Raw genomic sequence first — 23,717 nt, 5'->3', positions numbered from 1 at the left:
GGCGGTCTGGCGTTGGCAGATCAAGCATGCAGCGGTCCCTCGGATTGAGTGCGCCGTGCGGCGCGGCGCCGCAGAATTTCCGCGATGGACAAAAGCACGAAGGAGCCGATCAGCAGCAACGTGCCGAGCGCCAATACACCCGGCAGCTTGGCAGCGAACCGCAACTGGCCCCAGATGTAGATCGGCAACGTCGCCTCGGTTCCGGTGAGGAAAAAGGCGATGATGAAATCGTCGAGCGAGATGGTGAAGGAAACCAGCAGGCTGGAAATGATGGCCGGCGTGACCATCGGCAGGGTCACGCGCCTGAAGGTGCCGAATGCGGTCTCGCCGAGGTCGGCTGAGGCCTCCTCCAGACTGCGGTCGAACCCTTCGAAACCGGAAGTCAGCACCGACATCGAATAGGGGATGCAGATCAGCACGTGACCGAGCACGACAGTAAACAGCGACAGGCTCAAGCCCAATTGCAGCATCACCAGAAGCATGGAGATGGCGACAATGACTTCCGGCAGCACCAGCGGCGCCATGATCAGGCCGTGGATCGGTCGCCGGCCGGGAAAACGATACCGCGTGATCGCGCGGGCCGCGAGGATGCCCAAGGTTGTGGAGAGCACGGCGGCGGAGACGCCGACGATCAGGCTGTTCCAGGCGGCGTCGATCAGCGCCGGCGTTTTCGGCAGGTCGCGGTACCATTGCAGCGTGGTGCCAGCGAGTGGAAATTTCGGCGAAGCCGAGGTGTTGATCGAGAAGATCGGGAGGAACACCACAGGCAGGTAGAGGAAGCCGATATAAAGGAAAGCGTAGGCTGTGAGCCAGGAATTGCCGCTGGGCAGGAGACGCCTGAGAGTCGTCATCGCGCCAGCCTCGCGGCGGCACGGATAAAGAAAACGGCGCCACCCGCCATCAGGCTGACCACGACCATGGTTGTCACGGAAAGTGCTGCGCCCAATGGCCAGTTTGATGCCTTGCCGAACTGTGCCTGGATGGCGTTGGCGATCATGACGCCGTCCTTGCCGCCGACCAGCTTGGGCGTGACATAGTCGCCGACCGTCGGGATCATGACGATGAGCAGCGCCGAGATGACGCCGGGCGCCGAAAGCGGCAGCGTGACACGCAGGAATGAACGCAACGGCCCGTCGCCCAGATCCTTGGCCGCCTCGATCAGCGTGCGGTCAACCTTTTCGAGCGACACGAAGATCGGCAGGATGGCGAAGGCTGCCCAGGCGTGGGTCAGCGTTATGATGACGGCGCTGGTGTTGTAGAGCAGGGCGGTGGAGGGCTCGCTGATCAGGCCAAGTCCCATCAGGCCGGAATTGAGCACGCCGTTGTAGCCGAGAATGACCTTCCACGACATCACGCGCAGCAAATAGCTTGTCCAGAACGGGATGGTGATGAGGAACAGCCACAGGCCCTTGTGGCTGCCGCCGTGGAAGGAAATGAAATAGGCGATCGGGTAAGCCAGCACCACGGTGAACAGCGACACCAGAAGCGACACGAAAAGCGAGCGCCACAACAGGTCGAGATAGATTGGCTCGGTCAGCGCGGTGCGGTAGTTCTGAAGCGTGAAGGTGTGGTCGATGGTGAGGTAGTTCTGCGTCCAGAAGGAATGGGCGAACACCACCAGGATCGGCAGCAACAGCAGGATGAGGGCGTAAAGGAGGGTCGGGCTGATCAGGGCAAGGCCCTGGAAGGATTCGGATTGCAGAAGCGGTGGTCTTCGCCTGATGCCGTCCGCGGTCAGCGGCGGCGACCCTTCTGCTGCTGCCGTCATTGGAGCACTCCGGGCAGTGCTCCGGGTGTGTTGCAGTCGGTCGCCGGCCTGGATCGTCCCGCCATGCTGCCTTCCCATCAAGCGCCGGTGGTTCCCGTATTCTGTTGTCGAGTTTCAGCCGCCTTGTGCTCGTGCATCGATGCGAAGTGCCGGCGGCTGTCCTCTTGCCGGCTTCCTTCATCATGAGCGTATCCGCTGGTTGAAATCAAGCGATATTTCTGCAATGTTGATTGAATGGCCATTCAAAACAAGATGACGAAACCCGCGTTTTCCAACGGTTTGAGCGGCTTATCGGATTCGGTGTTAGTGCAAGGGCTGGAAGCGAGGCGATGATGGCTGCGATACGCGAAGCAAGAGGCAACCGGCAGGATGCAAAGGCGCAGGAGAATGCCGTCGCGACTGCGCGTAGCCATCTCGTGCAGCCCTGGCCGGTGGCAGGCTCGGTCGGCGCCGAGGCACGCGCGCTGATCGGCGCCGGCGACGGTATCTACATCGTCGATGGTGACGGCAAGCGGCTGATCGATGGGCCGGCCGGCATGTGGTGCACCAATGTCGGCCATCGCCGCGAGGAGCTTGCGCGCGTGATGTACGAGCAGGCGATGCAGCTCTCCTACAATACGCCCTGGTACACCATGAACGCGCCTTCGGCGGAACTGGCGCGGCGCATCGCTGCGGCAGCGCCCGGCGACTTGAGCCATGTCTTCTTCACCACCGGTGGCTCGTCCGCGGTGGAGACGGCGCTGCGCTTCATGCAGTTCTACAACAATGTGCGCGGCCGCCCTGAGAAGAAGCTGATCCTGTCGCGCGGCGGCGCGTATCACGGCTCGACCTATCTGGCGGCCTCGCTGAATGGCCGCCCGCGCGACCGCGACTGGATGGACGGTGCCGACGATCTGGTGGTGAAGCTTTCTTCGCCCGATCCGTTCCGCCGGCCGAAGGGCATGGATGTCGGCGCCTTTGCCGACCTGTTGGTCGAGGAATTCCGCGACAGGATAACGACGGTCGGTGCGGACAGAATCGGTGCCTTCGTCGGCGAACCCATACAAGCCTCGGGCGGCGTCATCGTACCGCCTGACGGGTATCTGAAGCGTATCCGTGAAATCTGTCGCGAGAACGATATCCTCTATATTTCCGACGAGGTGGTGACGGCCTTCGGCCGGCTTGGCCATGTCTTTGCCTCCGGTGACGTGTTCGGGCTCGACCCGGACATGATCACCTTTGCCAAGGGTGTCACCTCCGGCTATTTCCCGCTTGGCGGCGTCGTGATTTCCGAACAGCTTCTGCAGGAATTGCGCCGCTCCAACCATCCCGATGCGATGTTCGCGCATGGGCTGACCTATACCAGCCATCCGACCGGCTGTGCGGTGGCATTGAAGAACCTCGATATCCTGGAAGATGAAGTATTGGCGCACGCACGTGCCGTTGCGCCCTATTTCCAGGCGCAGCTGAAGACGCTGGAAGACTTGCCGCTGGTCGGCGAGGTGCGTGGCCTCGGGCTGATGGCTTGCGTGGAATGTGTGGCAGACCGTGAAAGCAGGAACCCACTGCAGCTGGACAAGGCGGTCGGCGCGCGTATCGATGCGCATTGCCATGATCTCGGACTGCTGGTGCGGCCGCTGATCAATATGTGTGTGATGTCGCCGCCGTTGATCATCACGCGCGAGCAGATCGACGCGATGGTGGCGATCCTGCGTGAAGGCATTTCGCGCACGATGGAGGACCTGCGCCGGGAGGGACTGTGGCAGGGCTGACGTTGGAGCGTTTCCGCGTTTGTCGGCAGAGACGCTCTAACTTTTTTGCTTTACGCAATTCCGGACGCAAAACCGCTGCGCACTTTTGCTGGGATTGCTCTAGCCGTCGCCGCCACCACCGCTGTCGCCACCACCATGACTGCCACCGGAATGGTGGTCGCCGCCGAAATGCGCTCCGCCATCACCGGGCACCAGGGAGCCGCCGACGAGCGGCACCATGAACCGGCGACTTGAATTGCGGTATCTGATGCCGAGGAAGATCGCGACGACAATTGCGAAGGGGATCAGCAGGTAAAACCATGCGTTCATGGCGCCGTCGTCTCCTTGCGAGGTGCCCGACTATGGCATGGCAGGCAGCGTTTGTGGATCCCTTCGCCGGCGGGTATTTGGACCCGGTTATTCCTAGGCGGCCGGCTCTTCGACGCTGACGGTCTTGCTCTGCCAGAGCAGGATCAGGCCGGCCAGGACGATGAGGCCCGCGCCGGCGATGGTGGCTGGGCCAGGAACCTCGTTGAAGGCGACATAGCCGATGATGGCGGCACCCACGAGTTCCAGATAGACGAGCGGCGCAAGCACCGACGTTTCGGCAAGCCGGAAGGCAATGATCAGCATGAAATGGCCGATCAGCGAAAAGATGCCGACCCCGGCGAAAAAGACGAAGTCGCTCCAGGCCGGTGCCGACCATGTGAACGCTGCCTGCGGCAGCAGGATCAGCGCGCCGAAGGCGCATTGGAAAGCGAGCGTCTTGAGCGGATCGCTTTCCAATGCGGCCTTGCGGGTGACAATCATGTAGAAGGCGAAGGACAGGCCTGAAGCAAGCGCCAGGAGAATGCCAGGGTCGATCGCGCTGCCCGGCTGCAGGATCACGATGGCGCCGGCGAAACCGAGCACCAGGCTGATGCCCTTCACCGGCGTCATGCGTTCCTTGAGGATGATGACCGACAGCACCATTCCGATGATCGGTGCGATGAAATAGGCACTGATGGCGGTCGCCAGCGGAATGAAGGTGATGGCGACAAAATACAGCGACATCGCTGTCACCAGAAGGATTGTGCGCAGCATGTGCGCGCCGAGCCGTTCAGAAGGAAACAAGTGCCGGCCATGGCGCGCGAAGGCATAGGGCAGCACGATGATCGACGCCACCGCGTAACGCGCCCAGCCGATGAAAAGCGGCGAATAGTCGGCACTCAGATATTTTGCCAATCCGTCGACGATCTGGATGGCAAAGGCCACCGCGGCCATCAGGAGGATGCCTCTGGTCTGCGGAGATAGGCCTGCCGGTGCGGTCATGTTCGCTTCTAGCGCGAAGCCTCATGCCGTTACGGCCAAACACATTGAGCCAGAAATTCTGGATAGCCCCCTTCTGGGGAGAGGAGAAGGGGGCCTATCAAAAACCTACCACCGCACCTGACCGAGCAGCTTCTCGCCAAGCGGGGTCAGGGTTGCAGTCGCGGCATTGTGCTTTTCCCATTCGCGCGGGTCGCCCGGGAAGGCGTCGCGCTGTGGATGGTCGAGTTCACGCCACAGCCGGATGCGTTCCTGGCGTTCCGCCTGATTGTCCCACTCGGCAGGGTGCATGGAAATGTACTGGGCCATGCGCACGCGGTTATCGGAATGGTTCGGGCGCACGCCATGCGCAAGCAGCGAGTTGAAGATCATCAGGTCGCCGGCCTCCATCTCGATGTTGACCGTTGCCTGGCCGGTCATGTCGGGATGCATCGGGTCGCGATCGGCGGGCTGGGTCTTCTCCCAGTCCTCGAAATCGGAGAAGAGCTTCGGCACGCATTGGAAGCCGCCGACGTCGCCGTCCTGCTTCTGCAGGCTGAGCACGCCCTGCACGCCGATCGGCAGCGGGCGGATCGAGGTGTCGACATCCCAATGAATGAAGCCGTTGGGATTGCCCTTGACCTTCTTCGGCGGGTTCAGGTTGGCGCGGTCGATCGTCACCCACAGGTCCTCGCGGTCCCAGATGTCGACGAAGGCATCGTAGATGCGCCGCTCCATGCGATTGTCCCAGAGATACTGGTGATTGTAGATCTCCAGCATGCCGGTGTTGTTGAGTTCCTTCATCTTGTGCTCGCGCCGCTGCGGCGCATACCAGGTGGAAGGATCGGTCGGGTTCTTCTCGTCGAAACGCCACAGAAGATCCACCAGCCGCTTGACGTTCTCGGCCGGCACGGCCTGACGCACAATGACGTAGCCGTTGGTGATCCAGTGCTGCCAGTCATCCCGCGAAAGCACGCGTAGCGGCAACGTCTTCTCGATGTCCTTCAACTGCGTCGTCATCGAGGTGGTCGGGTGGTGGTCTTTCACGGCGGCTGCTTGCATGGCGTTCTCTCCCTGGCTGGCGCCCGATGAAGGGCTTGAGCGGAAGAATAAGGAAGCTGGCCGGGCGGTGTTGTACTGCACCAGCAATTTCCGATACTATTCTGGCGTTTTGGAAACAGTCAGCGCCGTATGAAGCCCTATCTCGAACGCGTTCCAGCCAGCCCGGACGCTTCCTGGAGTATGTTGAACCGCCGGCTCGACGACGGCATTCCGTTCCAGTGGCATCATCATCCCGAGTTCGAACTGACCCTGACGTTGAACTCGCGCGGTCATCGTTTCATCGGCGATCATGTCGGAACCTTCGACGGCATCGATCTGGTCCTGGTCGGCTCCAACCTGCCGCATACATGGTCGTCTTCGGAGAAGCTGGATCCGGCCTTGCCGCATGTCGCACTGGTGGTGTGGTTCCGCCAGGAATGGATCGAAGCAATCACCAGTGCATCGGTGGAACTTGGCGCAGTCGCCGCACTTGTCGCCAGGGCTGGCACCGGCCTGCGCTTCTCGACCACATCGGCGATCGCGCTTGCCGACGATTTCAAGCGGCTGTTCGAATTGCCCGCGCCGCAGCGGCTGCTCGCCATGCTCGCCATCCTCAGCAGCCTGGCGGACGATGCCGAAGCAGAGCCGCTTTCCAGCGAGGCCCTGGTGCCGATGGAACGGGACGCCGGCGCCGAGCGTATCGACCGGGTACTGACCCACATCCATCAATCCTACGCGCAGGAAATCCGGCTGGAGGAACTTGCCGGCATTGCCGCGCTCAGCGTTTCGGGAACGCACAGACTGTTTCGCCGGTACATGCGTGCAACGATTTCCGACTACATCATCCGCCTGCGCATCGGCGATGCCTGCGCGCGCCTGTCAGGGACAAGCCAGCCGATCCAGCACATCGCGGGCGGCGTCGGCTACGGTTCACTGGCGAACTTCAACAGGCACTTCCGCCGCCTGCGTGGCATGTCGCCTCGTGACTACCGCGCGCGATTCAGGTTGCGCCCGTAAGTCGAGGTCTGGATTTTATGACTTTACCTCCGGAAGATCGGAGGGTGTCAGGCTCCTATCATACGCGGCTGAGCAGCGCGGCGTTGAGCGCTTCCATGTCTTTCTCGGCTGGCTGAGTTTCCAGCGACAGCACCGGCAGTCGCTGGCGCAGATGGTCGTGGTGTGTGCGCACGCCATATTCGAGGTCGGACAGGTAGAAGCCGGCGAAAGCCTCCGACAGCATGGATTCGTTCGACCAGACCGAAAGCTGCACGTCCTCGGCCATGGTGTCGCGGTCGATGCGGAAGGCGAGATAACGGGCCGCGGCCTGTTCCCGGCTCTCATCGGCGTAGCGGTAGATGGCGCCACGCAGCAGCGTTTCACCGGTCGACAGCGGGAACTCCTGGTAGAACTGCACCGATTCCGGCGTTACCGAGATCACCGAGTTGGGGAACAGGCTGTAATAGATCCAGGCCTTCTTCTGCGCATCGGGCAGGTGCTGAGGTTCCGGGGCGATACGCACATAGTTCTTGACGCTCCAGCGACGGCCGGCATGCGGATTGTAAGTGGCGAAGGAGCGCGAAAGGCCATTGACGAAGGGCTCGTCGTAATAGGTCGAACCATAAAGATCCTGCAGGGCCGGATGCGCCATGGCGACGTGGTAGCCTTCATTGTCGACGTCGCGCACCGATTTCCAGTTGACCGGGCTTTTCTGAGTCCAGATGCCCCAGGAAGGCACCATCTCTGCGGCGCGGTAGGGCGCGAACTCTGCCTCGATGGGTTTCAGCAATTCGGTGACGGCCGGTTGCGGTCCACCGTCGCGGAAACGGATGAAGATGAAGCCCATCCAGATCTCCAGGTCGAGCGGCTTCAGGCCGAACTCGGTCTTGTCCAGATCGGGGAATGAGCGGGGGCGGGCGGCCCCGCGTAGCGTGCCGTCGAGGTTGTAGACCCAGCCATGGAAAGGGCAGACCAACGCGTTGGCGCAATGGCCCTGGTTGTCGGCCACAACGCGGCTGCCGCGATGGCGACACAGATTGTGGAACCCGCGCACGATGCCGTCCTTGCCGCGCACGATGAGTGCGCGCTCGCCGACCACGTCCATGGTCAGATAGTCGCCGGGATTGGGCACGTCGGAGATGTGGCCGGCGATCTGCCAATGGGTGCGGAACAGGTGTTCCTTCTCCAGTTCCAGCAGCGCGTCGGAATGGTAGGCCCAACCTGGCAAGCCGCTGCGGTCCCAATCGTTGGGGATCGCCACATCGCGAAAATGTGGGTTCATAATACGTGCTTTCTTATTGAATAAGCATTCAATATAAGCATATTTATTATTGAAATGCAATGGCTTGTGGATTTCAGGCCTTCGCATGTGCGAAGGTCGCGCGGCGTTTGGACGGGAATTTCTCCGTTTTTCCCGGCACTTAATGCCGGTCTGACGCAGGCCGATTTGCGGGCAAGAATGTGAGCGAACGATCCGTCCATGTCATCAGTTCAGATGGCATGGCCCACAACGGCCGATTCAGCAAAAACGTCATGACAGCAGTATGTCCCGAAGGCCTTGCCGGGCCCTCGAAGCGCGTTCTTGCAAGCAGCAATGATGGCGCTGGCTTATCCGGCCTTGGCGGGCGTTTTTGGTTTGGCTGCCTTCTTGGCGGCCGACTTGGACTCGGCGACCTTCGCTGCCGGTTTCGCGGTCTTGGCCGTAGTGCTACCCTTCGCCGTGGCAACTGCCCTGGCGGCAGGTTTCGCTGCCGCCTTTGGCTTGGATGCCTTGCCGGGAGCTACGGTCTTGGCAGGTTTGGCGCCGGCTGTGCGTGCCGGCTGCTTGCCCTTGCTCTCCTCAGCTTCGATCTCGCCCGCGGCCTGATGCCAGTGGCGTTCATGGGAGCCGTGCGGCCTGCCTTCGCGCTCCCAGATTTCGTGTGCACGCTGCCGGATGCGTTCCTGCCTGTCGTCTGCCATGGACATCTCTCCTGATGTTCGACGCATACCCGCGCGACGCAGTGAACCATGCGCAGCCGCAGGTTGAACATTTGCATATTTCCGCAAGGCGGCGACGGTGGCAAGTGCATGGATCGGACGTGTTTCCTTGGATCGAAAGCGCCGATGTCTTCAATCCTGCAGTGCCGGCCAGTTCAAAACGAAAACCCCGGCTGGAGCCGGGGTTCTGTGCAGTCCGAGCAAGAATGCTCTAGCTGTTTTTCTTCGTGATCAGCGTCAAGGTGCCATCCTGGCCCATGCTCGTGGCAACGACCTGCGCGGAGGTCGAGCCCTTGGCCTTGAGGGCTGCCTTGGCCTCGGGAACGGCGTCGATATTGCTGCGCAATTGCTTGAGGCTGTCATCCGTGCCTTGCGCAACCACCTGCTCGACCTGTTTCTGCGTTGCCTGTGGCAATTCGCTGACATCCACCACGTTGATGCGCTGGATCTTCGGGGCGGCGCTCGGTGCCGCTGCCGGGGGATTGGATGGTGTCTGTGGCGTCGACGATGATTGAGCATTCGCCGCCACGACGCCGATGAAAGAAATGCTTGCCGCAAGCAACAAAGCCTTGTGCATGGGTTTCCCTTTCCGGTTAGCCCCCGCTAGCCGGCCAACAGAATACGACAATGAGTCCAGAGGCCGCCGCTTACCGGGTCATTTCGTGACCAATTGGTGTTCGCAATGTGGGCGGTCTCCAGGATAGCGATGAGAACATGAATATAATTCACGAGATAAATATATCTGCGCCATCAAAAAGCGCCTGGGCCGTTTTATTCCGGTTTACCAATCGGCTTCACCAAACGGCAGGCGACTGTCGCTAAAACGCCTACCAAGACAGGTCCACTTCCAGACGTTCCCTCGATGACAAACATTGGTTCTCAGCAGACGCAGGCGACGACCCCCGGTGCCGCGACGGCGGCATTTGGCCCTCGGAATCGTACTGGCCGGACATGGCCTTTCGGCGCGATACAGCTGCGTGTCGCGAACCGGGATCAAAGCCTCTACCCAAAGCTTTCGCTGAGCATCGGCGTGGCCATTCTGTGTGCCGCCGTGCTGGCCGCCATGATCTTGTCGCGTGCCTGGAACGATTTCGCCGAGGCCAGACAGAACCATCACGATATCCAGAATTTCCGCCAGATTCTCGATACCGCGAACTTCATTTCGGCTGAACGCGGTCCGGCCAATGATGTGATGTCGGATCCCAGCGGCACTGCTTTGAAACGGCTCGCTGATTTTCGCGCCCGCAGCGACACCGCGCTGGCCAGCCTCGCCGCAAAGCCGGAGGTGCCGATCCTGCTCCACGACCATTCAATTCCGCCCGGACTCCTAGATGCCGTCGCCGAAAGCCTGGCCGCAGCCAGGGCCAAAGTCGATCGTGCGGCAACTGTCCAGGGCGGCCCGGCCAAGCTTCGCGCGATGCAGGACGCCATCGAAGCGATGTTCGCCGCCTCGGACCGTTTTCGCGCTGTGGTGACATGGCATGCGAATGAGCTGACCGGCCATGACAGTGGATTGTCGGAGCCCGTGCTCGTTGGCCAGATGCTGGCGGATCTGCGCGAATATGGCGGCCGCATAGCTTCTGAAGTGATCGCGCCACTTGCGACGCGCCAGCGCATCCCGCTGGAAAACATCATCGATGCACGCCGGGATCAGGGGCGTATCAACCAGATCTGGCACATGCTGCGCGGCCAGACGGCTCCCAACGCCATGCCCGACCTCGCCGGGAACCAGGCGGTCATCGATACACTCTTCTTCGGGATCGGCATGGACATGGTCGATGCGATCATCAAGCAGGGCAAGGATTCCAGCGATTATCCCATCACCGCGGTCGAATTGACCAAAGCCTTTGTGCCGACCATGAAGTCGGTCGAGGATTATCGGACAGCCTTTCTTGATAAAACCGTATCCAGGGTCGCCGCCGAGCGCGATGCCGCGCTGCGACTTCTCGCCACCGTCTCGCTGGCGACCGCGATCGTGCTTGGCGTACTGGTTGGAGTGCTTTTATCGGTACGGCGCGACGTTTTTCGCCCGTTGCTGCAGGCACGCGAGGAGGTTATCGGTCTGGCGAAGGATCGCCCGCTTGCCGCCAGACCAGATCCCGGCGGTGCGGGCGAAATGGCGCGTTTGTTCGATGCGATCGACGTGCTTCAGGACCGCATGCGTGAGCGCGCATCGCTGACCAGCGAGCTGCGACTGCAGGCGGAAACGGATGGTCTGACCGGCGTTCTGAACCGGCGCACGCTGGACTACATCGCCCAGAATGGCGACGACGGATTGCCGGCAGAGGATGCGCTCGGTCTGGTCATGATCGACATAGACCACTTCAAGGGCATCAACGATACGCATGGCCATCTCGCGGGTGACCGCGTGCTGGTCGAGACGGCCAGGCTTCTGAAGCGGGAAGTACCGATCGATTGTGTCGTAGCCCGTTTCGGCGGTGAAGAATTCGCCCTGCTGTTTTCCTGTTCGGACATCGACCAGGCCGGGCACCTCGCTGAAACCATTCGCGGCAAATTGCAGGACCATCGGTTCACCCTCTCCGACGGTCGTCAGATTGCCATCACTGCCAGCTTCGGCGTCGCCTGTGGCAAGCGGGGGCCGCGCGACTGGCGCCATCTGGTGGAGCGCGCGGACAAGGCGCTCTACCGGGCGAAGTCGGCCGGCCGCAACCGTGTCTCAATTGCGCCCGCCACCATGGCCGGTCGAGCCAGCGGCAGGGATGGCGAACGCATGCGAGCCTAGAGCGTTTCCGTTTTTCACGGAAACGCGGAAACGCTCTAACTTTTGTTTTTTCGCAATTCCGGACGGAAAACCGTTACACACTTTTCCTGGGATCGCTTGAGAGCCGCACGTCGAGCAAGCTCAGTGCATCGCTTTCTGGGCGTCATGTGTAGCACGGCGTCGGCTTGCCAACCGATTCTCCCAAAGACTTGCGGCCAGCATGACGATGGTGGTCAGCCACCCCATGGTCAGAAGATCCACGCCGAATGCGACGGGAAACAGCGCCGCGAGCGCTGCGATAGCGGCTATGTGGGAAACCGGCACGGTGCCATACACCACCTTCTTGTAGATGGCGCTGCCCAGAAGATAGATCGCCGGCCCGCCGCACAGTGTCAGCGCATAGGCCGTCTTCAATCCGTCATGCGGGTGGGCGAGCACCAGGTCGTTGCCGACGGCCGTGGCGATGATCCCGCCGATCAGGACGGCATGGATATAGTGGAAATAGGCGCCGAGCCGGCCAGGATCGTCGGAATGGGTGATGGTTTCGGTGGCGTCCTTGCTCGACGTACCGAAATACAGCCACCACATCGCCAGCGTGCCGAGGAAGGTGGCGAGCAGGGCCGAAAGCACGGCGGGTTCCCATACCTCCGCACGCCCCAGCGTTGCGCCCGTTGCAAGCAAGGTTTCGCCGAGCGCCACGATGACGAACAGCTGGCAGCGTTCCGCCAGGTGCCCGCCCTCAATGGTCCAGTCGCTTGTCCTCGAACGGCCCAATCCGGGCAGGGCAAAGCCGAACATCGGCGACAGATACTCACAGGCGATCGCTATTGCCCATAGCCCCGCGCGGGTCCAGTGTTCGGCAAAGGCGCCAGCGATCCAGAACACCGCCGCGATCGAAAGCCAGCCGAGCATGCGCCGGTAGTTGGCGGAAAGCGGATGGTTCGCGCCCAGTTCCCAGACGACATAGGCCGTGCGGCCAACCTGTATCGCGACATAGGCGAGCGCAAAGACCAGGCCGCGATCACCGAAGGCCCCCGGTATGGCCGAGGCCATGACCAGCGCCGCCAGCATCACCGCGAACAGCGCACCGCGGATGCGCGGTGTCTCGGGGTTGAACCAGTTGGTGAACCAGCACGTATATTGCCAGCCGAGCCAGACCGCGAACCACAGGATCAGGGTTTCGATGACCCCGGTCGGCGTCAGGTTCGTCAACAGCTCATGGCTGAGCTGAGTGACGGCGAACACATAGACGAGATCGAAGAATAGCTCCTCGAAGGTGACGCGCGCATGGTGGCCGTCACGGCGCCGCAGCAGAGCATGGTTCCCGGTCATCTCACTCCCCTCGAAAAAGACAACGCCAAATTGAACACCGACCCGCCCTGACCGCAATCGTTGCAAGCGGGGTTCTTCACAGGCTTTGCGAAGAACTCCGCTTGTGATGGAACAAGGGCTTATTTGGTGGTGTAGCCGCCGTTGACGAGGATGGTTTGGCCTGTCATCCACCAGCCTTCCGAGACCAGCATGCGGATCCATGGCACGATATCCTGGATGTCGGTCAGGCCGGTTTTGGAGAAATTCGAAAGGGCCGCAGCCGTCTTGTGATAGGCGACCGCATCCGCGCCCTCTGCCGGGTAGAAGAAAGGCGTGTCCATCGGCCCGGGTCCGATCGCTGTCACCGAGATGCCGCGCTCGCCGAACTCCTTGGAAGCCGCGCGGGTGAAATGCTCGACCGGTGCCTTGGTGCCGGCATAGCTGGAATAGAAGGGCGTGAAGGCGCCGAGCAACGAGGTCACCAGCGTGCAGATCTTGCCGTTGTCGCTGACGTGCCGGCCCGCCTCCTTGAGGAAGAAGAAGGCCGTCTTGGCGTTCACCGCACTCATCGCGTCATATTCGGCTTCCGAGATCTCGACCATCGGCTTCTTCAGCACCTTGCCGACGGTGTTGATGGCGATGTCGGGCCTGCCGACCGCTGCAACCACGTCCGCAAACAGTTTTTCAATAGCGCCCGCCGTGGTGAGATCCGCCTGGAAAGCCACTGCCTTGGCACCTGTAGCCTTCACAGCGGCAAGGGTGGCATCGGCGTCGGCTTTGGTTGCTGCGCTGTTGTAGTGGATGGCAACGGCTTTCGCGCCATGCGCGGCGAGGTCGCGGGCGATCAGTCCGCCCAGGTTCTTTGCGCCTCCGGCGATGAGAACGGTTTTGCCCTTGATGCTGTGATCGGTCATTGAGTGGCCTCCTTTGCCTCGTGCGGCGCCGCTTGGCGTCGCCTTGGCAAAATCTATCGTCTGGAATTTCATGATAAAGTGGACGAAACTGACAGCACTTGTCAGAACTGGATACCAATTGAAGGAAGCAGGCGGTGGACCGCATAGACCTGTTCCGTATCTTCACACGAGTCGTGGAATGCTCAAGCTTCACGCGTGCGGCGGCCACTCTGGGCATGCCGCGTTCGTCCGTCTCAGCGGCAGTCATCGAGCTGGAGGACCGTCTCGGTGCGCGCCTGCTGCACCGTACGACACGGCAGGTGTCGCCGACCCAGGACGGCACCGCTTTCTACGAGCGTTGTCTCAGCCTGATAGCCGATGTCGAGGAGACGGAGGGCCTGTTCAGGCACGCGGCATCGAAACCCTCCGGCCGGCTGAAGATCGATGTGCCGGGGCGCATCGGGCGGCTCATCGTCATTCCCTCCCTGCCGGCTTTCCTCGAGCAGTATCCTGAGATCACTGTCGAGCTCGGCGTCACCGATCGCGCCGTCAACCTGATCGAGGACAGCGTCGATTGCGTCCTGCGGGTTGGCGAGCTCGCCGATTCCGGCCTGATCGCCCGTTCGATCGGGCAGTTGCCGCTCATCAATGTCGCCAGCCCCACCTATCTCGAACGCCACGGCAGGCCGGTAACGCCGGATGACCTAGGCGATCATTGGGCGGTCAACTATGCCTCTCCCTCGACCGGCCGGGTCGAAGAATGGGAGTGGTTGGAGAAGGGCGTCCTGATGGCGCGGCCGATGCGCAGCCGGGTCACGGCCAACAGCGCCGAGGCCTACATCGCCTGCTGCCTCGCCGGGCTGGGGCTGATTCAGATCCCCGCCTACGATGTCCGTCCGCAGCTCGAGGCGGGCGAGCTGGTGGAGGTGATGCCCGGCTACAGGGCCGAACCGATGGCCATGACCATCCTCTATCCCACCCGGCAGCACCTTTCCCGCCGCCTCCACGTCTTCGCCGATTGGCTGGAGGGACTGTTGCGGGATGCGGTCGGGTGAGCGATCGCGCCGCCTGAGCCATGATGGCGCATTCGCGTAAGGTGCCTGACGACGGGTTCGAACTCTTATTCGGCTCTCTGAAGGGCGAGCCCATCGAGCTTGAGCTCCTGCGCTGCTTCCCAGGCATCGGATGCCTTATGGCTGGAGACAAGCAGGATGCGGTGCTGAAGGCGGGCGATCAAGCGCTCGACAATGCGACGAGCCTGCTCCCTGTCCAGATGTTCGCCGGGTTCGTCGAGCAGGATCATGGGAAGCGGGCTCAGCAGGGCGCGTGCAAGATTGAGCCGATGCGCCTCCCCCAATGAAAGCGTATCCTGGGTGATCCATCCATCAAGCCCGCCAGCGAGCCGAACGCGCTCGCCAAGTTCGACGACATCGAGTGCCGCCCAGCATTCGGCGTCGGTTGCATCTGGTGCGAACAAATTCTCACGAACCGAATCCGAAAGCACGGCCGCGTCGTGCAATCCAAGATAAGTAAGCTTCCTGCGCGAGGAAGCCATAAGCTCTATGCCATCGCCAATCAGCTTTCCACCGCCGTCGGCCTCCAGCCATCCGCCGACCTGCTTCAGCAAGGATGTCTTGCCGCAGCCGCTTGGTCCGGAAAGCACCGTTGGTCGTCCGGCTTCCAGGATCAAATCCACCGTGCCGCCGAGCGGCCTTCCGTGCGGTGCGCAACGTCGCAGTGCGATGATTTGCAATCTGCTCAAGCGGAAAGGTTGAGAGCGCGCCGGCGCATCGTCAGGCGACGTGCCCGCGGTCCACGCTTTCAGCGCTTTCGATGCGGCGCCCTCTTTGACATGGGCATGAAGAATGCGCGAGGCGCCTTGCGCGGCCTCGCCCAGGGCCAGCCAAGCGAAGGCGACAAATGCGGCGGCAAGCAACGCTTCTCCGCGCTGACCATTCAGCCATGCGGACCCCAGGACTGCCAAGCCGGCGATAGGGCCGAGCAAGCCAACAAGCGTATCCGCAACGGCCATCCTGCGCCGCGACAGGAGCAGCCGCGCGTCAGTCCTTGCAAGCGCGGCGAACGATGTGGTCAACGTCTCCGGCCAGGCGTGCTCCGCCTGCAGAGGAACGACCGCGCCAAGTGCTGTGCCAAGCCGTCGGCCTGCTGCACGCTTGTCAAGGCGGGCGGAATGCCAATTCTTAGCCAGGACTGGTAGAAGCCAGCGTGCGCAGACGATCACGCCGAGCAGAATTGGCAAAGCGACGAGCAAGGCCATGGGGGCGACAACAATCGTGGCCGCGACGGTAAAGGCAAGGCCGACGGCCGTTGCCTGCAGTGGCAATTGCACCCTGAGCTTGGCGAAATCCAGATTTTCGACATCGTCGATAAAGTCTGCAAGCCTGTCCTGGTCGCCGAGTTGCCAACTCGCGCTGCGCACCCTCGGCGCTGCAGCCATCGCAGAGAACAACATCGCGCGGCGAGACACCTGATCGAGCAGCGCCGCCTTGTGGCCAACAAGACGCTCGCCGTATTTGGCTGCCGTGCGCGCCATGGCGAACAACCGGATCAACGCTGCCGGGATGTGGAAATTGAAGGTGTAGGCAGCACCGCCAGCGCCAGCCAGCGCAACCGCGCCGAGGAACCAGACCGAAACGCCGGTCAGCAAGATGCCCGAAAATAGCGCTACCAGCGCAAGCAGCAGGGCCAGGCGCCACCAGAAGATCGAGCCCTGCGGAGCTTCACTTTTGTTCTCTTCAGGCGAAATGAAGAGGCTCATACCGCGATTTCCCGTTGGCTTAACCTTTGTCGATCGAGGTCGATAACCAGCACAGCCAGAGCTTTCATTTCCGGGTCATGGGTCGCCACGACCACCAGCCTTTCGCGAGCACAATCGGCCAGGGTGTTCCTGACGCGAGCGGCGTTGGCAACATCGAGCTTGGCAGTCGGTTCGTCGGCAAAAATCGGGCGATCGGATATGAGTGCGCGCGCAACGCCGATCCTGAGGCGCTGCCCGCCCGAGAGGTTTTCGCCACCCGCCCTTATCCGCGCGTCCAGCCCACCCGGCAGCAAAGTGTCATCCAGCAGCCCGACACGGTTCGCGGCAGACAACAATTGTGTTGGGGTGTGCTCGCCCCGGTTCCAGGAAAGCACATCCGCGAGCGTGCCGGCTTGAACGGGCGTGTCGGTCGAGATCCAGTCGACGCCTTTCACAAATGCCGGATCCGGCTGCGTGCGCCTTGCGCCCGCCGGCGTCTCGATGCCGGCAAGCCGGCGCAACAGTGTCGATTTCCCGGCTCCGCTTTCGCCGACAATCGCCACGATCCCTTTCGGAGGCAGGCGCAAGTCACCTTCGAATCGGTCGAAGGCGAGGGGCATCGTCTGATCGAGGGTGGCCGGCCCGGCCAGGAAGCCATCCATCGCCAGGGCGGCCGCATTGCCTTCCGCCTTGGCGTGATACTGCTCCGCATAGCGGCGGAAAGGCGCGAAGAACTCAGGTGCCAGCATGAGGATGAAAAGGCTCTGCCACAGCTGCATGCCTGAGAAGCCGGGAATGTCGACCAGCTTGAGATGCCCCAGGCCGAGGAAGACCGCCAGAATGGCGATCGAAAGCGATGAGAAGAAATCGATGACACCGGCATTGAGGAAAGCCACCTTCAGCATGTTCATGGTGCTGTCCGCATAAGCCGCCATCCTGACCGCCAGCTTCCTGCGTTCGTGATCCACGCCATGCGCGGACAGAATGGTCGGCAATGTGCGGATGCGGTCGTCGAATTGCGTCGCGAGTTGCCCGAAGGCGCGTTCCTGATGTTGTGCCCGGGCATGGATTGTGCCGCCGACCAGAATGAAGAAGGCGATCATGACGGGCGTGGCAAAAAGCAGCGCCAGCGCCGCCTGCCAGGACACCGCGACGATTGCGCACACAACCAGAGCCGGAACGATGCCCAGCATGAGAGCAGCGGCGCGATGACCTACGACAAGTGCCGACAGCGCTTCCGGGTAGCGCTGGAGACCTGCAATCAGAGCGCCTGCGGGCAGGGTCTGAACTGCCCGGGCTGGCATCGCAGCCAGCTTTTCCCGGACGCTTTCACGCAGGCCCTGGGCCACGGAAAATTCTGCCACAGCTTGCTGCCGATCGGCAAAAAGACCGACCAGCGCAGTGAGAAGCAACGTGGCAAGGCCAACAACAACCACCGGGATCGAGACAACTCCGGCTTCAATCATGACGCCGGCAAAGATTGCCAGCGCACCGGCAAAAACCAGGCGCAACGCTGTGCGCAGGATCTGCAGCAAAAGCATGCCACGCAGTCCTCCAGCCGCCAGCGAACGTGCCAGCGTGAGCATACCGGATGCCATCTGGTGGTCAGAAAATATCCGTTTCGGGGCTGGGCTCATCTGCCTTGCTGCGGTCTCTACCTGTTGTTCATCCGGGCTTGCGGCGAAGAGGCACGGGGTAAGCTATTGTATTCATCATATTATGCTCGTCTTATAGTGAGCGTCGTGACGCCTATAGGGGACGCCTGATGACCGATCCGCTACTCGTCGAATTGTCGCGCCTGCAATTTGCGCTGACTGCGATGTATCACTTCCTGTTCGTGCCGCTGACCCTCGGTCTCTCCATCATGATCGCAATGATGGAGACGGTCTATGTCATGACCGAGCGAACCATCTGGCGCGACATGACCAAGTTCTGGGGCGTGCTGTTCGGTATCAACTTCGCGCTCGGTGTCGCGACAGGCATCACGATGGAATTCCAGTTCGGAATGAACTGGGCCTTCTATTCGCACTATGTCGGCGATGTCTTCGGCGCACCGCTCGCCATCGAGGGCCTGATGGCTTTCTTCCTGGAAGCCACATTCGTCGGACTGTTTTTCTTCGGCTGGGAGAAGCTTTCCGCCCGGGCGCATCTTGCCGTCACCTGGCTCGTCGCGCTCGGCACCAACTTCTCGGCGCTGTGGATCCTGATCGCCAATGGCTGGATGCAGAACCCGGTTGGAGCAGCCTTCAACACCGACACGATGCGCATGGAAGTCACCGACTTCATAGCAGTTCTGTTCAACCCGGTCGCACAGGCGAAATTCGTCCACACAGTGTCCGCCGGCTACGTCTGCGGTGCGACCTTCGTGCTTGGTATCTCGGCCTTCTACATGCTGCGCGGACGCCATGTCGAACTGGCCAAGCGTTCCTTCGTGATCGCCGCGGCTTTCGGCACGGCGTCGGCTCTGTCCGTGATCGTGCTCGGCGACGAGAGCGGCTACGAGATCACCGACAACCAGAAAATGAAACTGGCCGCCATGGAGGCCATGTGGGAAACCGAGCCGGCGCCCGCTTCCTTCACGGCGATCGGCATTCCCGACATGCAGGACAAGACCACGCATTTCGCGATCCGGATTCCCTGGGTGATGGGACTGATCGGCACGCGTTCGATCGACAAACAGATTCCCGGCATATTCGAGCTGGTGGAGCGCGCCGAAAAGCGCATCCGCGACGGCATTCCCGCCTATGATGCGCTGGAACAGCTGAAGGCCGACCGCGACAATGCCGTCGCTCGCGCAAGCTTCGACGCAACCCGTGCCGATCTCGGCTACGCGCTGCTTCTGAAGCGTTATATCGCCGACCCACGCCAGGCGACAGAGGAGCAGATCAAGCAGGCAGCGTGGGATACGGTTCCCACCGTTCCGGCGATCTTCTTCACGTTCCGCATCATGGTGGCGTGCGGTTTCCTGCTGCTCGCGGTGTTCCTGACGTCTCTCTGGTACACGATGCGCGAGGCTCCGGCGCCGCGTTGGCTGTTCCGCATGGCCCTGTTCGCCATGCCTCTTCCCTGGATCGCGGTCGAGGTCGGCTGGTTTGTGGCCGAGTTCGGCCGCCAGCCCTGGGTCATCGAAGGCGTGTTGCCGACTTTCCTTGCAACCTCACAACTCGGCATCAGCGATCTCATCATCACCATACTCGGCTTCACGCTGGTCTACGGCACGCTCGCCGTCATCGAAGTCCGGCTCATGCTGGCCGCCATCGCCAAAGGGCCGGCAACTGAACATGCCGAGACCTCGCGCAGCGCCACACTTGTTCCCGCGGAATAGGCACCTGGATCAAGGAACACGGATATGATCGAGTTTCTTTTCGACTACACCACGCTTCGCCTGATCTGGTGGATTCTGCTGGGCGTTCTGCTGATCGCCTTTGCCGTGACGGACGGTTTCGACATGGGGGTGGGCGTCCTGCTTCCTTTCGTGGCCAAGACCGACATCGAACGCCGTGTCGCCATCAACACCGTCGGTCCGGTCTGGGAAGGCAACCAGGTGTGGTTCATCCTCGGTGGCGGCGCGATCTTCGCTGCCTGGCCCGCGCTCTACGCGATGAGCTTCTCGGGCTTCTACCTGGCGATGTTTCTTGTGCTGTTCGCGCTGATCCTGCGGCCGGTCGGATTCAAATACCGCTCCAAGCGCGACAGCCAGCGCTGGCGCAACAACTGGGATTGGGCATTGTTCATCGGCGGCGCGGTGCCGGCCCTGATCTTCGGCGTCGCGATCGGCAATGTCCTGCAGGGCGTGCCTTTCCATTTCACGGATGATCTGCGCCCGATCTATGAGGGGAACCTGTTTGGCCTGCTCAACCCGTTGGCGATTTTCTGCGGGTTGGTGTCGGTGGCCATGCTGATCATGCATGGCGCGGCGTGGCTCGCCTTCAAGGCCGACGGGGTGGTTGGCGAGCGTGCCGCAGCGATCGGCCCGAAGGCGGCACTGCTGGCCGCGGTCCTGTTCGCGCTGGGCGGCGTCTTCATTTTCCTCGGCTGGTTCGGCGGCTACGAGGTGACGAGCCCGATCGTCTGGGACGGGCCGTCGAATCCGCTGCGCAAGACGGTCGCCGAGAATGCCGGGGCGTGGCTGCGTAATTTCCAGAACATGCCGCTTCTGTGGCTGGTGCCGTTGCTCGGCGTTCTGCTGCCATTGGTCGCCGCAGCAGGCTTCCGCGCACGCAAGGCCGGGCTGACCTTCTTCGCATCGCAGCTTTCGATCGTCTGCATCATCGCCACGGTCGGGCTGGCGATGTTCCCGATCATCCTGCCGTCGAGCACCAATCCCGGCCATTCGCTGGCCGTGTTCGACGCCTCGTCCAGCCGGGCGACGCTGCGCAACATGCTGTTCGCCACCGCGATCTTCCTGCCGCTCATCCTGCTCTACACCGCGTGGGTCTACCGGGTGCTGTGGGGCAAGGTGAGCGAGAAGGATATCCACGACGCGGATCACGCTTACTAGCACATCGGCCCGAAAATCGGTTTCGATTTTCGGAGAGCACGATGTGTAGATTCAAAATGTTAGAGCGTCCTTTGCGCGTCCAAATGGACGCGCGGCGCTCTAAAAGGAGAATGGCCATGTGGTACTTTGCCTGGATACTCGGCCTCGGCCTCGCCGCCACCGTCGGCATTCTTAACGCTCTGTGGTACGAACTGCGCGTCCTGCGCGACCAGCCGCAGGACCTGACCCCAAAACAGCCGACGCCCTAGCGGCGGCGGCTGCGACTAGGGGCTATCCGCGTTGGCGACAGAAAATTTTCCGACATCGCTCGTGTCAGCCCGGTAGCTCCAGATTGATCAGCAGCACCACATACAGAAGCCAGATAGCCGACATCAAACAGCCAATCGCGACACAGGCGTACCGAGCGCGGCCCTTCGTCAGGCGCGCTGCCGCAAAGTTGAACAATGCGCCCAGCGGCAGCAAAAACAGGATGGGCATTGCAATTCTCTGCCAATCGAAGTGGGCCCAATCAAAGCCGGGCTGCGGTCAATTGCTCGACGGCGCAGGGGTGTCCGACGCTTTCCCGTCTTGCTGGAACGGATCGACGGGGAAGAGGTCGTCCTGCGATATCTCCCGCGTTTCTCCTCGCCGCACGTCTCTTACGACATAGGTGTTGCTTTCCTCGGAACACCGAGCCTCCTCGATGAGCATTGCGGTTCCGTCCAACGTCCAGACTGTTTTCTTGACCGGCCAGCATTCCTCATCCGCAAATGCAGGTACAGAGGCGGCAATCAGGGAAACTGCCGCGAGAAACATTTTCGTCATTCCAACCTTTCGAAATCCAACTTCAAGCCGGCATGGATCAAAATCCCGCTGCCGATGCTGCGACAAACTCCACCACAAGCGGTGGCATCTGAGGCAAGAACTCAGCCATAGTTGCGATCCCCTTGTTTGAGCATCATGCCCGCCCGATTCGGACTACAGCCTCCAAATCGGGCACTTCAATGAACGCTGCCCAACGAACGCTGCGTGCAAGGTCAGCAAGATCACAATGGAAGGCCGACAGGGACGGGAGGTACGCTTGCGCCCGTCACCATCTCGAGCGTCTCAAAATTAAGGTGTATTTCAAAGGCTTGAGTGGTGATCCCGACAGGAATCGAACCTGTGACCTACAGATTAGGAATCTGCCGCTCTATCCTACTGAGCTACGGGACCACGCGGGCGAACACATAGCCGTTTCACGCCGGTTCGCCAAGTGCCGAGCGGCCAAATTGGAAGGTTCGCGCCGGCGGGCGATGCAGGATCGCAATGGGGCTGCCACAGTCGATCGACGGGATGCGTGATGTTCTCAGTCGCTCCGTACGCGCGACACCTCTCCCCATCTTGCGAGGGGAGAGGACAGGCGCAGAGAGTCGACAATCAGGCGGCCAGCGCTTTTTCGGCCAGCTTCACCCAGTAGCTCACGCCGTGCGGGATGACCTCATCGTTGAAGTCGTAAGCAGGGTGGTGCAAGCCGGCGGTGTCGCCGTTGCCGATGAAGATGAAGGCACCGGGGCGCGCTTCCAGCATGTAGGAGAAGTCCTCACCGCCCATCACCGGCTGGATCGCGCGCTGCACCTGCGCGTCGCCGGCCACTTCGGCAGCAACGTCGCTGGAAAAGACGGTCTCGTCGGGATGGTTGAAAGTGACGGGATAATTGGCGTCGTAGTCGACCTCGATCGTCGTGTCGTGGGCCGCGGCAATGCCGGCGCAGAGCTGGCGCATGCGCTCCTCGGCCTTCTTGCCCACATCCTTTTTCAGCGAGCGCACCGTGCCGGCGATCTCGGCGATTTCCGGGATGACGTTGTAGGCGTCGCCGGCATGGAATTTGGTGACCGAGACGACGACCGATTCGATAGGATCGGTGTTGCGCGAGGCAATCGTCTGCAGCGCGCCGACCAATTGGCTGGCGATGACGATTGGGTCGATCGTGCCGTGCGGCATCGCCGCATGGCCGCCCCGGCCCTTGACGCGAATGGTGAACTCGGCGGTCGCCGCCATGATCGGGCCCGGACGGATGGCGAACTGGCCGACGGGCAGGCCCGGCATATTATGCATGCCGAACACCTTGGCGATGCCGAAACGGTCCATCATGCCGTCCTTGACCATTTCGTTGCCGCCGCCGCCGCCTTCCTCGGCAGGCTGGAAGATGACCGCGACGGAACCCGCGAAATTGCGGGTCTCCGCGAGATATTTGGCCGCACCCAGCAGCATTGCGGTGTGGCCATCGTGGCCGCAGGCGTGCATTTTGCCCGGCGTCTGCGAGGCGTAAGGCTTGCCGGTGATCTCGGTGATGGGCAGCGCGTCCATGTCGGCGCGCAGGCCGACGGTGGAGCCATCGCCCTTGCCGCCGCGGATGATGCCGACCACACCGGTCTTGCCGATGCCGGTCACCACCTCATCGCAGCCGAATTCCTTCAGCTTTTCGGTGACGAAGGCCGCGGTCTCGAAGACGTCGAAATTCAGTTCCGGCTTCTGGTGGATGTGACGACGCCAGCCGGCGACCTCTTCTTGCAGTTCGGCGGCGCGGTTCAGAATGGGCATAGGTCTCAAACTCGCTGTTGGTCCGGTTGTTAACCCGGCGTGGACAGAATTGTGATCGCCGGATGCTTTGCCTTGGTGATGTCACATAGGCTAGATAGCAGCGCAGCGTTGCGGCCGGGAGTCGGCTGGATGACGAAACCTGGCGATCCGTTGGCAAATCTTACGGAG

General features: G+C 61.6%; 22 protein-coding genes and 1 tRNA gene. 7 read left to right on the top strand and 16 right to left on the bottom strand.

The genetic code is table 11. From position 1 onward, the window contains the following. Positions 1-20 precede the first annotated feature (20 nt). Both ACFWXH_RS18480 and ACFWXH_RS18475 read right to left on the bottom strand, forming a co-directional pair. Positions 21-851 (bottom strand): ABC transporter permease, encoded by an 831-nt coding sequence (locus ACFWXH_RS18480; RefSeq protein WP_054313808.1) that lies wholly within the window; start codon positions 849-851, stop codon positions 21-23. Further along, positions 848-1,768: an ABC transporter permease gene (locus ACFWXH_RS18475; RefSeq protein ID WP_379122627.1), complete on the bottom strand. Its 921-nt coding sequence runs from the start codon at positions 1,766-1,768 to the stop codon at positions 848-850. Before ACFWXH_RS18475 ends, ACFWXH_RS18480 begins: the two co-directional genes overlap by 4 nt. Positions 1,769-2,100: 332 nt before the next feature. Between ACFWXH_RS18475 and ACFWXH_RS18470 the strand changes: the two genes are divergently transcribed. Then, a complete protein-coding gene (locus ACFWXH_RS18470) occupies positions 2,101-3,519 on the top strand; it encodes an aminotransferase (protein ID WP_379123292.1) in 1,419 nt (472 codons plus the stop codon). A 99-nt stretch (positions 3,520-3,618) separates the two neighbouring features. On the opposite strand, the gene ACFWXH_RS18465 is transcribed toward ACFWXH_RS18470, so the two are convergent. The 3 genes from ACFWXH_RS18465 to ACFWXH_RS18455 all read right to left on the bottom strand — a co-directional run bounded on the left by ACFWXH_RS18465 (position 3,619) and on the right by ACFWXH_RS18455 (position 5,847). After that, complete coding sequence (locus tag ACFWXH_RS18465) at positions 3,619-3,828, bottom strand: hypothetical protein (RefSeq protein ID WP_379122625.1); 210 nt, start codon at positions 3,826-3,828, stop codon at positions 3,619-3,621. Between the two features lie 93 nt (positions 3,829-3,921). Continuing rightward, positions 3,922-4,809 (bottom strand): DMT family transporter, encoded by an 888-nt coding sequence (locus ACFWXH_RS18460; RefSeq protein WP_379122623.1) that lies wholly within the window; start codon positions 4,807-4,809, stop codon positions 3,922-3,924. Positions 4,810-4,914: 105 nt separating this feature from the next. Continuing rightward, on the bottom strand, positions 4,915-5,847 hold the full coding sequence (locus ACFWXH_RS18455) for a phytanoyl-CoA dioxygenase family protein (RefSeq protein WP_379122621.1): 933 nt from the start codon (positions 5,845-5,847) through the stop codon (positions 4,915-4,917). Between the two features lie 129 nt (positions 5,848-5,976). Between ACFWXH_RS18455 and ACFWXH_RS18450 the strand changes: the two genes are divergently transcribed. Further along, positions 5,977-6,843: a helix-turn-helix domain-containing protein gene (locus ACFWXH_RS18450; RefSeq protein WP_379122619.1), complete on the top strand. Its 867-nt coding sequence runs from the start codon at positions 5,977-5,979 to the stop codon at positions 6,841-6,843. A 58-nt stretch (positions 6,844-6,901) separates the two neighbouring features. Here the strand turns inward: ACFWXH_RS18450 and ACFWXH_RS18445 are convergent, their stop codons facing one another. The 3 genes from ACFWXH_RS18445 to ACFWXH_RS18435 all read right to left on the bottom strand — a co-directional run bounded on the left by ACFWXH_RS18445 (position 6,902) and on the right by ACFWXH_RS18435 (position 9,379). Further along, entirely contained in the window at positions 6,902-8,104 is a 1,203-nt protein-coding gene (locus tag ACFWXH_RS18445) for an SRPBCC family protein (RefSeq protein ID WP_379122617.1), read from the bottom strand. A gap of 326 nt (positions 8,105-8,430) precedes the next feature. Beyond that, positions 8,431-8,784: a DUF2934 domain-containing protein gene (locus tag ACFWXH_RS18440; protein ID WP_379122615.1), complete on the bottom strand. Its 354-nt coding sequence runs from the start codon at positions 8,782-8,784 to the stop codon at positions 8,431-8,433. A gap of 229 nt (positions 8,785-9,013) precedes the next feature. After that, positions 9,014-9,379, bottom strand: coding sequence for a hypothetical protein (locus ACFWXH_RS18435; protein ID WP_054313801.1), 366 nt, complete (start codon positions 9,377-9,379; stop codon positions 9,014-9,016). A 453-nt stretch (positions 9,380-9,832) separates the two neighbouring features. Between ACFWXH_RS18435 and ACFWXH_RS18430 the strand changes: the two genes are divergently transcribed. Continuing rightward, on the top strand, positions 9,833-11,545 hold the full coding sequence (locus ACFWXH_RS18430; RefSeq protein WP_379122613.1) for a GGDEF domain-containing protein: 1,713 nt from the start codon (positions 9,833-9,835) through the stop codon (positions 11,543-11,545). A gap of 120 nt (positions 11,546-11,665) precedes the next feature. Here ACFWXH_RS18430 and ACFWXH_RS18425 read toward each other — a convergent pair whose 3' ends face one another. Both ACFWXH_RS18425 and ACFWXH_RS18420 read right to left on the bottom strand, forming a co-directional pair. After that, positions 11,666-12,856 carry a low temperature requirement protein A gene (locus ACFWXH_RS18425; RefSeq protein ID WP_379122611.1) on the bottom strand — a complete coding sequence of 397 codons (1,191 nt, stop codon included), beginning with the start codon at positions 12,854-12,856 and terminating at the stop codon, positions 11,666-11,668. Between the two features lie 119 nt (positions 12,857-12,975). Further along, a complete protein-coding gene (locus ACFWXH_RS18420; RefSeq protein WP_054313798.1) occupies positions 12,976-13,749 on the bottom strand; it encodes an SDR family oxidoreductase in 774 nt (257 codons plus the stop codon). Positions 13,750-13,883: 134 nt separating this feature from the next. On the opposite strand from ACFWXH_RS18420, the gene ACFWXH_RS18415 reads away from it, so the two are divergent. Then, entirely contained in the window at positions 13,884-14,783 is a 900-nt protein-coding gene (locus ACFWXH_RS18415; RefSeq protein WP_379122609.1) for a LysR family transcriptional regulator, read from the top strand. A 65-nt stretch (positions 14,784-14,848) separates the two neighbouring features. On the opposite strand, the gene ACFWXH_RS18410 is transcribed toward ACFWXH_RS18415, so the two are convergent. Both ACFWXH_RS18410 and ACFWXH_RS18405 read right to left on the bottom strand, forming a co-directional pair. Further along, complete coding sequence (locus tag ACFWXH_RS18410; protein ID WP_379122607.1) at positions 14,849-16,507, bottom strand: ATP-binding cassette domain-containing protein; 1,659 nt, start codon at positions 16,505-16,507, stop codon at positions 14,849-14,851. Beyond that, entirely contained in the window at positions 16,504-18,084 is a 1,581-nt protein-coding gene (locus tag ACFWXH_RS18405; protein ID WP_379122605.1) for an ATP-binding cassette domain-containing protein, read from the bottom strand. The genes ACFWXH_RS18410 and ACFWXH_RS18405 overlap by 4 nt, the downstream gene beginning before the upstream one ends. Before the next feature lie 167 nt (positions 18,085-18,251). On the opposite strand from ACFWXH_RS18405, the gene ACFWXH_RS18400 reads away from it, so the two are divergent. The 3 genes from ACFWXH_RS18400 (at position 18,252) to cydX (ending at position 21,235) form a co-directional block, all read left to right on the top strand. Further along, on the top strand, positions 18,252-19,811 hold the full coding sequence (locus ACFWXH_RS18400) for a cytochrome ubiquinol oxidase subunit I (protein ID WP_379122603.1): 1,560 nt from the start codon (positions 18,252-18,254) through the stop codon (positions 19,809-19,811). Between the two features lie 24 nt (positions 19,812-19,835). Beyond that, complete coding sequence (gene cydB, locus ACFWXH_RS18395) at positions 19,836-20,987, top strand: cytochrome d ubiquinol oxidase subunit II (RefSeq protein ID WP_379122601.1); 1,152 nt, start codon at positions 19,836-19,838, stop codon at positions 20,985-20,987. A gap of 116 nt (positions 20,988-21,103) precedes the next feature. Next, on the top strand, positions 21,104-21,235 hold the full coding sequence (gene cydX, locus ACFWXH_RS18390) for a cytochrome bd-I oxidase subunit CydX (RefSeq protein ID WP_082407671.1): 132 nt from the start codon (positions 21,104-21,106) through the stop codon (positions 21,233-21,235). A gap of 64 nt (positions 21,236-21,299) precedes the next feature. Here the strand turns inward: cydX and ACFWXH_RS18385 are convergent, their stop codons facing one another. The 4 genes from ACFWXH_RS18385 to ACFWXH_RS18370 form a co-directional block, all read right to left on the bottom strand. Further along, positions 21,300-21,464, bottom strand: a complete 165-nt coding sequence (locus tag ACFWXH_RS18385) for a hypothetical protein (protein ID WP_379122599.1) — start codon at positions 21,462-21,464, stop codon at positions 21,300-21,302. A 48-nt stretch (positions 21,465-21,512) separates the two neighbouring features. Beyond that, the gene (locus tag ACFWXH_RS18380; RefSeq protein ID WP_379122597.1) at positions 21,513-21,782 is read right to left on the bottom strand and encodes a hypothetical protein; all 270 of its coding nucleotides are present in this window, start codon (positions 21,780-21,782) and stop codon (positions 21,513-21,515) included. A 322-nt stretch (positions 21,783-22,104) separates the two neighbouring features. Continuing rightward, a tRNA-Arg gene (locus ACFWXH_RS18375) sits at positions 22,105-22,181 on the bottom strand. Positions 22,182-22,385: 204 nt separating this feature from the next. Continuing rightward, the gene (locus ACFWXH_RS18370) at positions 22,386-23,549 is read right to left on the bottom strand and encodes a M20 aminoacylase family protein (RefSeq protein WP_379122595.1); all 1,164 of its coding nucleotides are present in this window, start codon (positions 23,547-23,549) and stop codon (positions 22,386-22,388) included. Positions 23,550-23,717: the final 168 nt, after the last annotated feature.

This window comes from Mesorhizobium sp. NPDC059054, from assembly GCF_042739215.1.
Taxonomy (GTDB): Bacteria; Pseudomonadota; Alphaproteobacteria; order Rhizobiales; family Rhizobiaceae; genus Mesorhizobium.
The sequence above is the reverse complement of the archived record's forward strand: the minus strand, read 5'-3'. Positions and strand labels throughout refer to the sequence as shown.

Bases quoted from the DNA above. Each gene is read 5' to 3' on its own strand.
- ACFWXH_RS18405 (WP_379122605.1), bottom strand. From the start codon at position 18,084: ATGGCATCCGGTATGCTCACGCTGGCACGTTCGCTGGCGGCTGGAGGA.
- ACFWXH_RS18435 (WP_054313801.1), bottom strand. From the start codon at position 9,379: ATGCACAAGGCTTTGTTGCTTGCGGCAAGCATTTCTTTCATCGGCGTC.
- ACFWXH_RS18385 (WP_379122599.1), bottom strand. From the start codon at position 21,464: ATGCCCATCCTGTTTTTGCTGCCGCTGGGCGCATTGTTCAACTTTGCG.
- ACFWXH_RS18400 (WP_379122603.1), top strand. From the start codon at position 18,252: ATGACCGATCCGCTACTCGTCGAATTGTCGCGCCTGCAATTTGCGCTG.
- ACFWXH_RS18460 (WP_379122623.1), bottom strand. From the start codon at position 4,809: ATGACCGCACCGGCAGGCCTATCTCCGCAGACCAGAGGCATCCTCCTG.
- ACFWXH_RS18450 (WP_379122619.1), top strand. From the start codon at position 5,977: ATGAAGCCCTATCTCGAACGCGTTCCAGCCAGCCCGGACGCTTCCTGG.
- ACFWXH_RS18475 (WP_379122627.1), bottom strand. From the start codon at position 1,768: ATGACGGCAGCAGCAGAAGGGTCGCCGCCGCTGACCGCGGACGGCATC.
- ACFWXH_RS18465 (WP_379122625.1), bottom strand. From the start codon at position 3,828: ATGAACGCATGGTTTTACCTGCTGATCCCCTTCGCAATTGTCGTCGCG.
- ACFWXH_RS18445 (WP_379122617.1), bottom strand. From the start codon at position 8,104: ATGAACCCACATTTTCGCGATGTGGCGATCCCCAACGATTGGGACCGC.
- ACFWXH_RS18380 (WP_379122597.1), bottom strand. From the start codon at position 21,782: ATGTTTCTCGCGGCAGTTTCCCTGATTGCCGCCTCTGTACCTGCATTT.
- ACFWXH_RS18440 (WP_379122615.1), bottom strand. From the start codon at position 8,784: ATGGCAGACGACAGGCAGGAACGCATCCGGCAGCGTGCACACGAAATC.
- cydX (WP_082407671.1), top strand. From the start codon at position 21,104: ATGTGGTACTTTGCCTGGATACTCGGCCTCGGCCTCGCCGCCACCGTC.
- ACFWXH_RS18370 (WP_379122595.1), bottom strand. From the start codon at position 23,549: ATGCCCATTCTGAACCGCGCCGCCGAACTGCAAGAAGAGGTCGCCGGC.
- ACFWXH_RS18410 (WP_379122607.1), bottom strand. From the start codon at position 16,507: ATGAGCCTCTTCATTTCGCCTGAAGAGAACAAAAGTGAAGCTCCGCAG.
- cydB (WP_379122601.1), top strand. From the start codon at position 19,836: ATGATCGAGTTTCTTTTCGACTACACCACGCTTCGCCTGATCTGGTGG.
- ACFWXH_RS18425 (WP_379122611.1), bottom strand. From the start codon at position 12,856: ATGACCGGGAACCATGCTCTGCTGCGGCGCCGTGACGGCCACCATGCG.
- ACFWXH_RS18480 (WP_054313808.1), bottom strand. From the start codon at position 851: ATGACGACTCTCAGGCGTCTCCTGCCCAGCGGCAATTCCTGGCTCACA.
- ACFWXH_RS18470 (WP_379123292.1), top strand. From the start codon at position 2,101: ATGGCTGCGATACGCGAAGCAAGAGGCAACCGGCAGGATGCAAAGGCG.
- ACFWXH_RS18420 (WP_054313798.1), bottom strand. From the start codon at position 13,749: ATGACCGATCACAGCATCAAGGGCAAAACCGTTCTCATCGCCGGAGGC.
- ACFWXH_RS18455 (WP_379122621.1), bottom strand. From the start codon at position 5,847: ATGCAAGCAGCCGCCGTGAAAGACCACCACCCGACCACCTCGATGACG.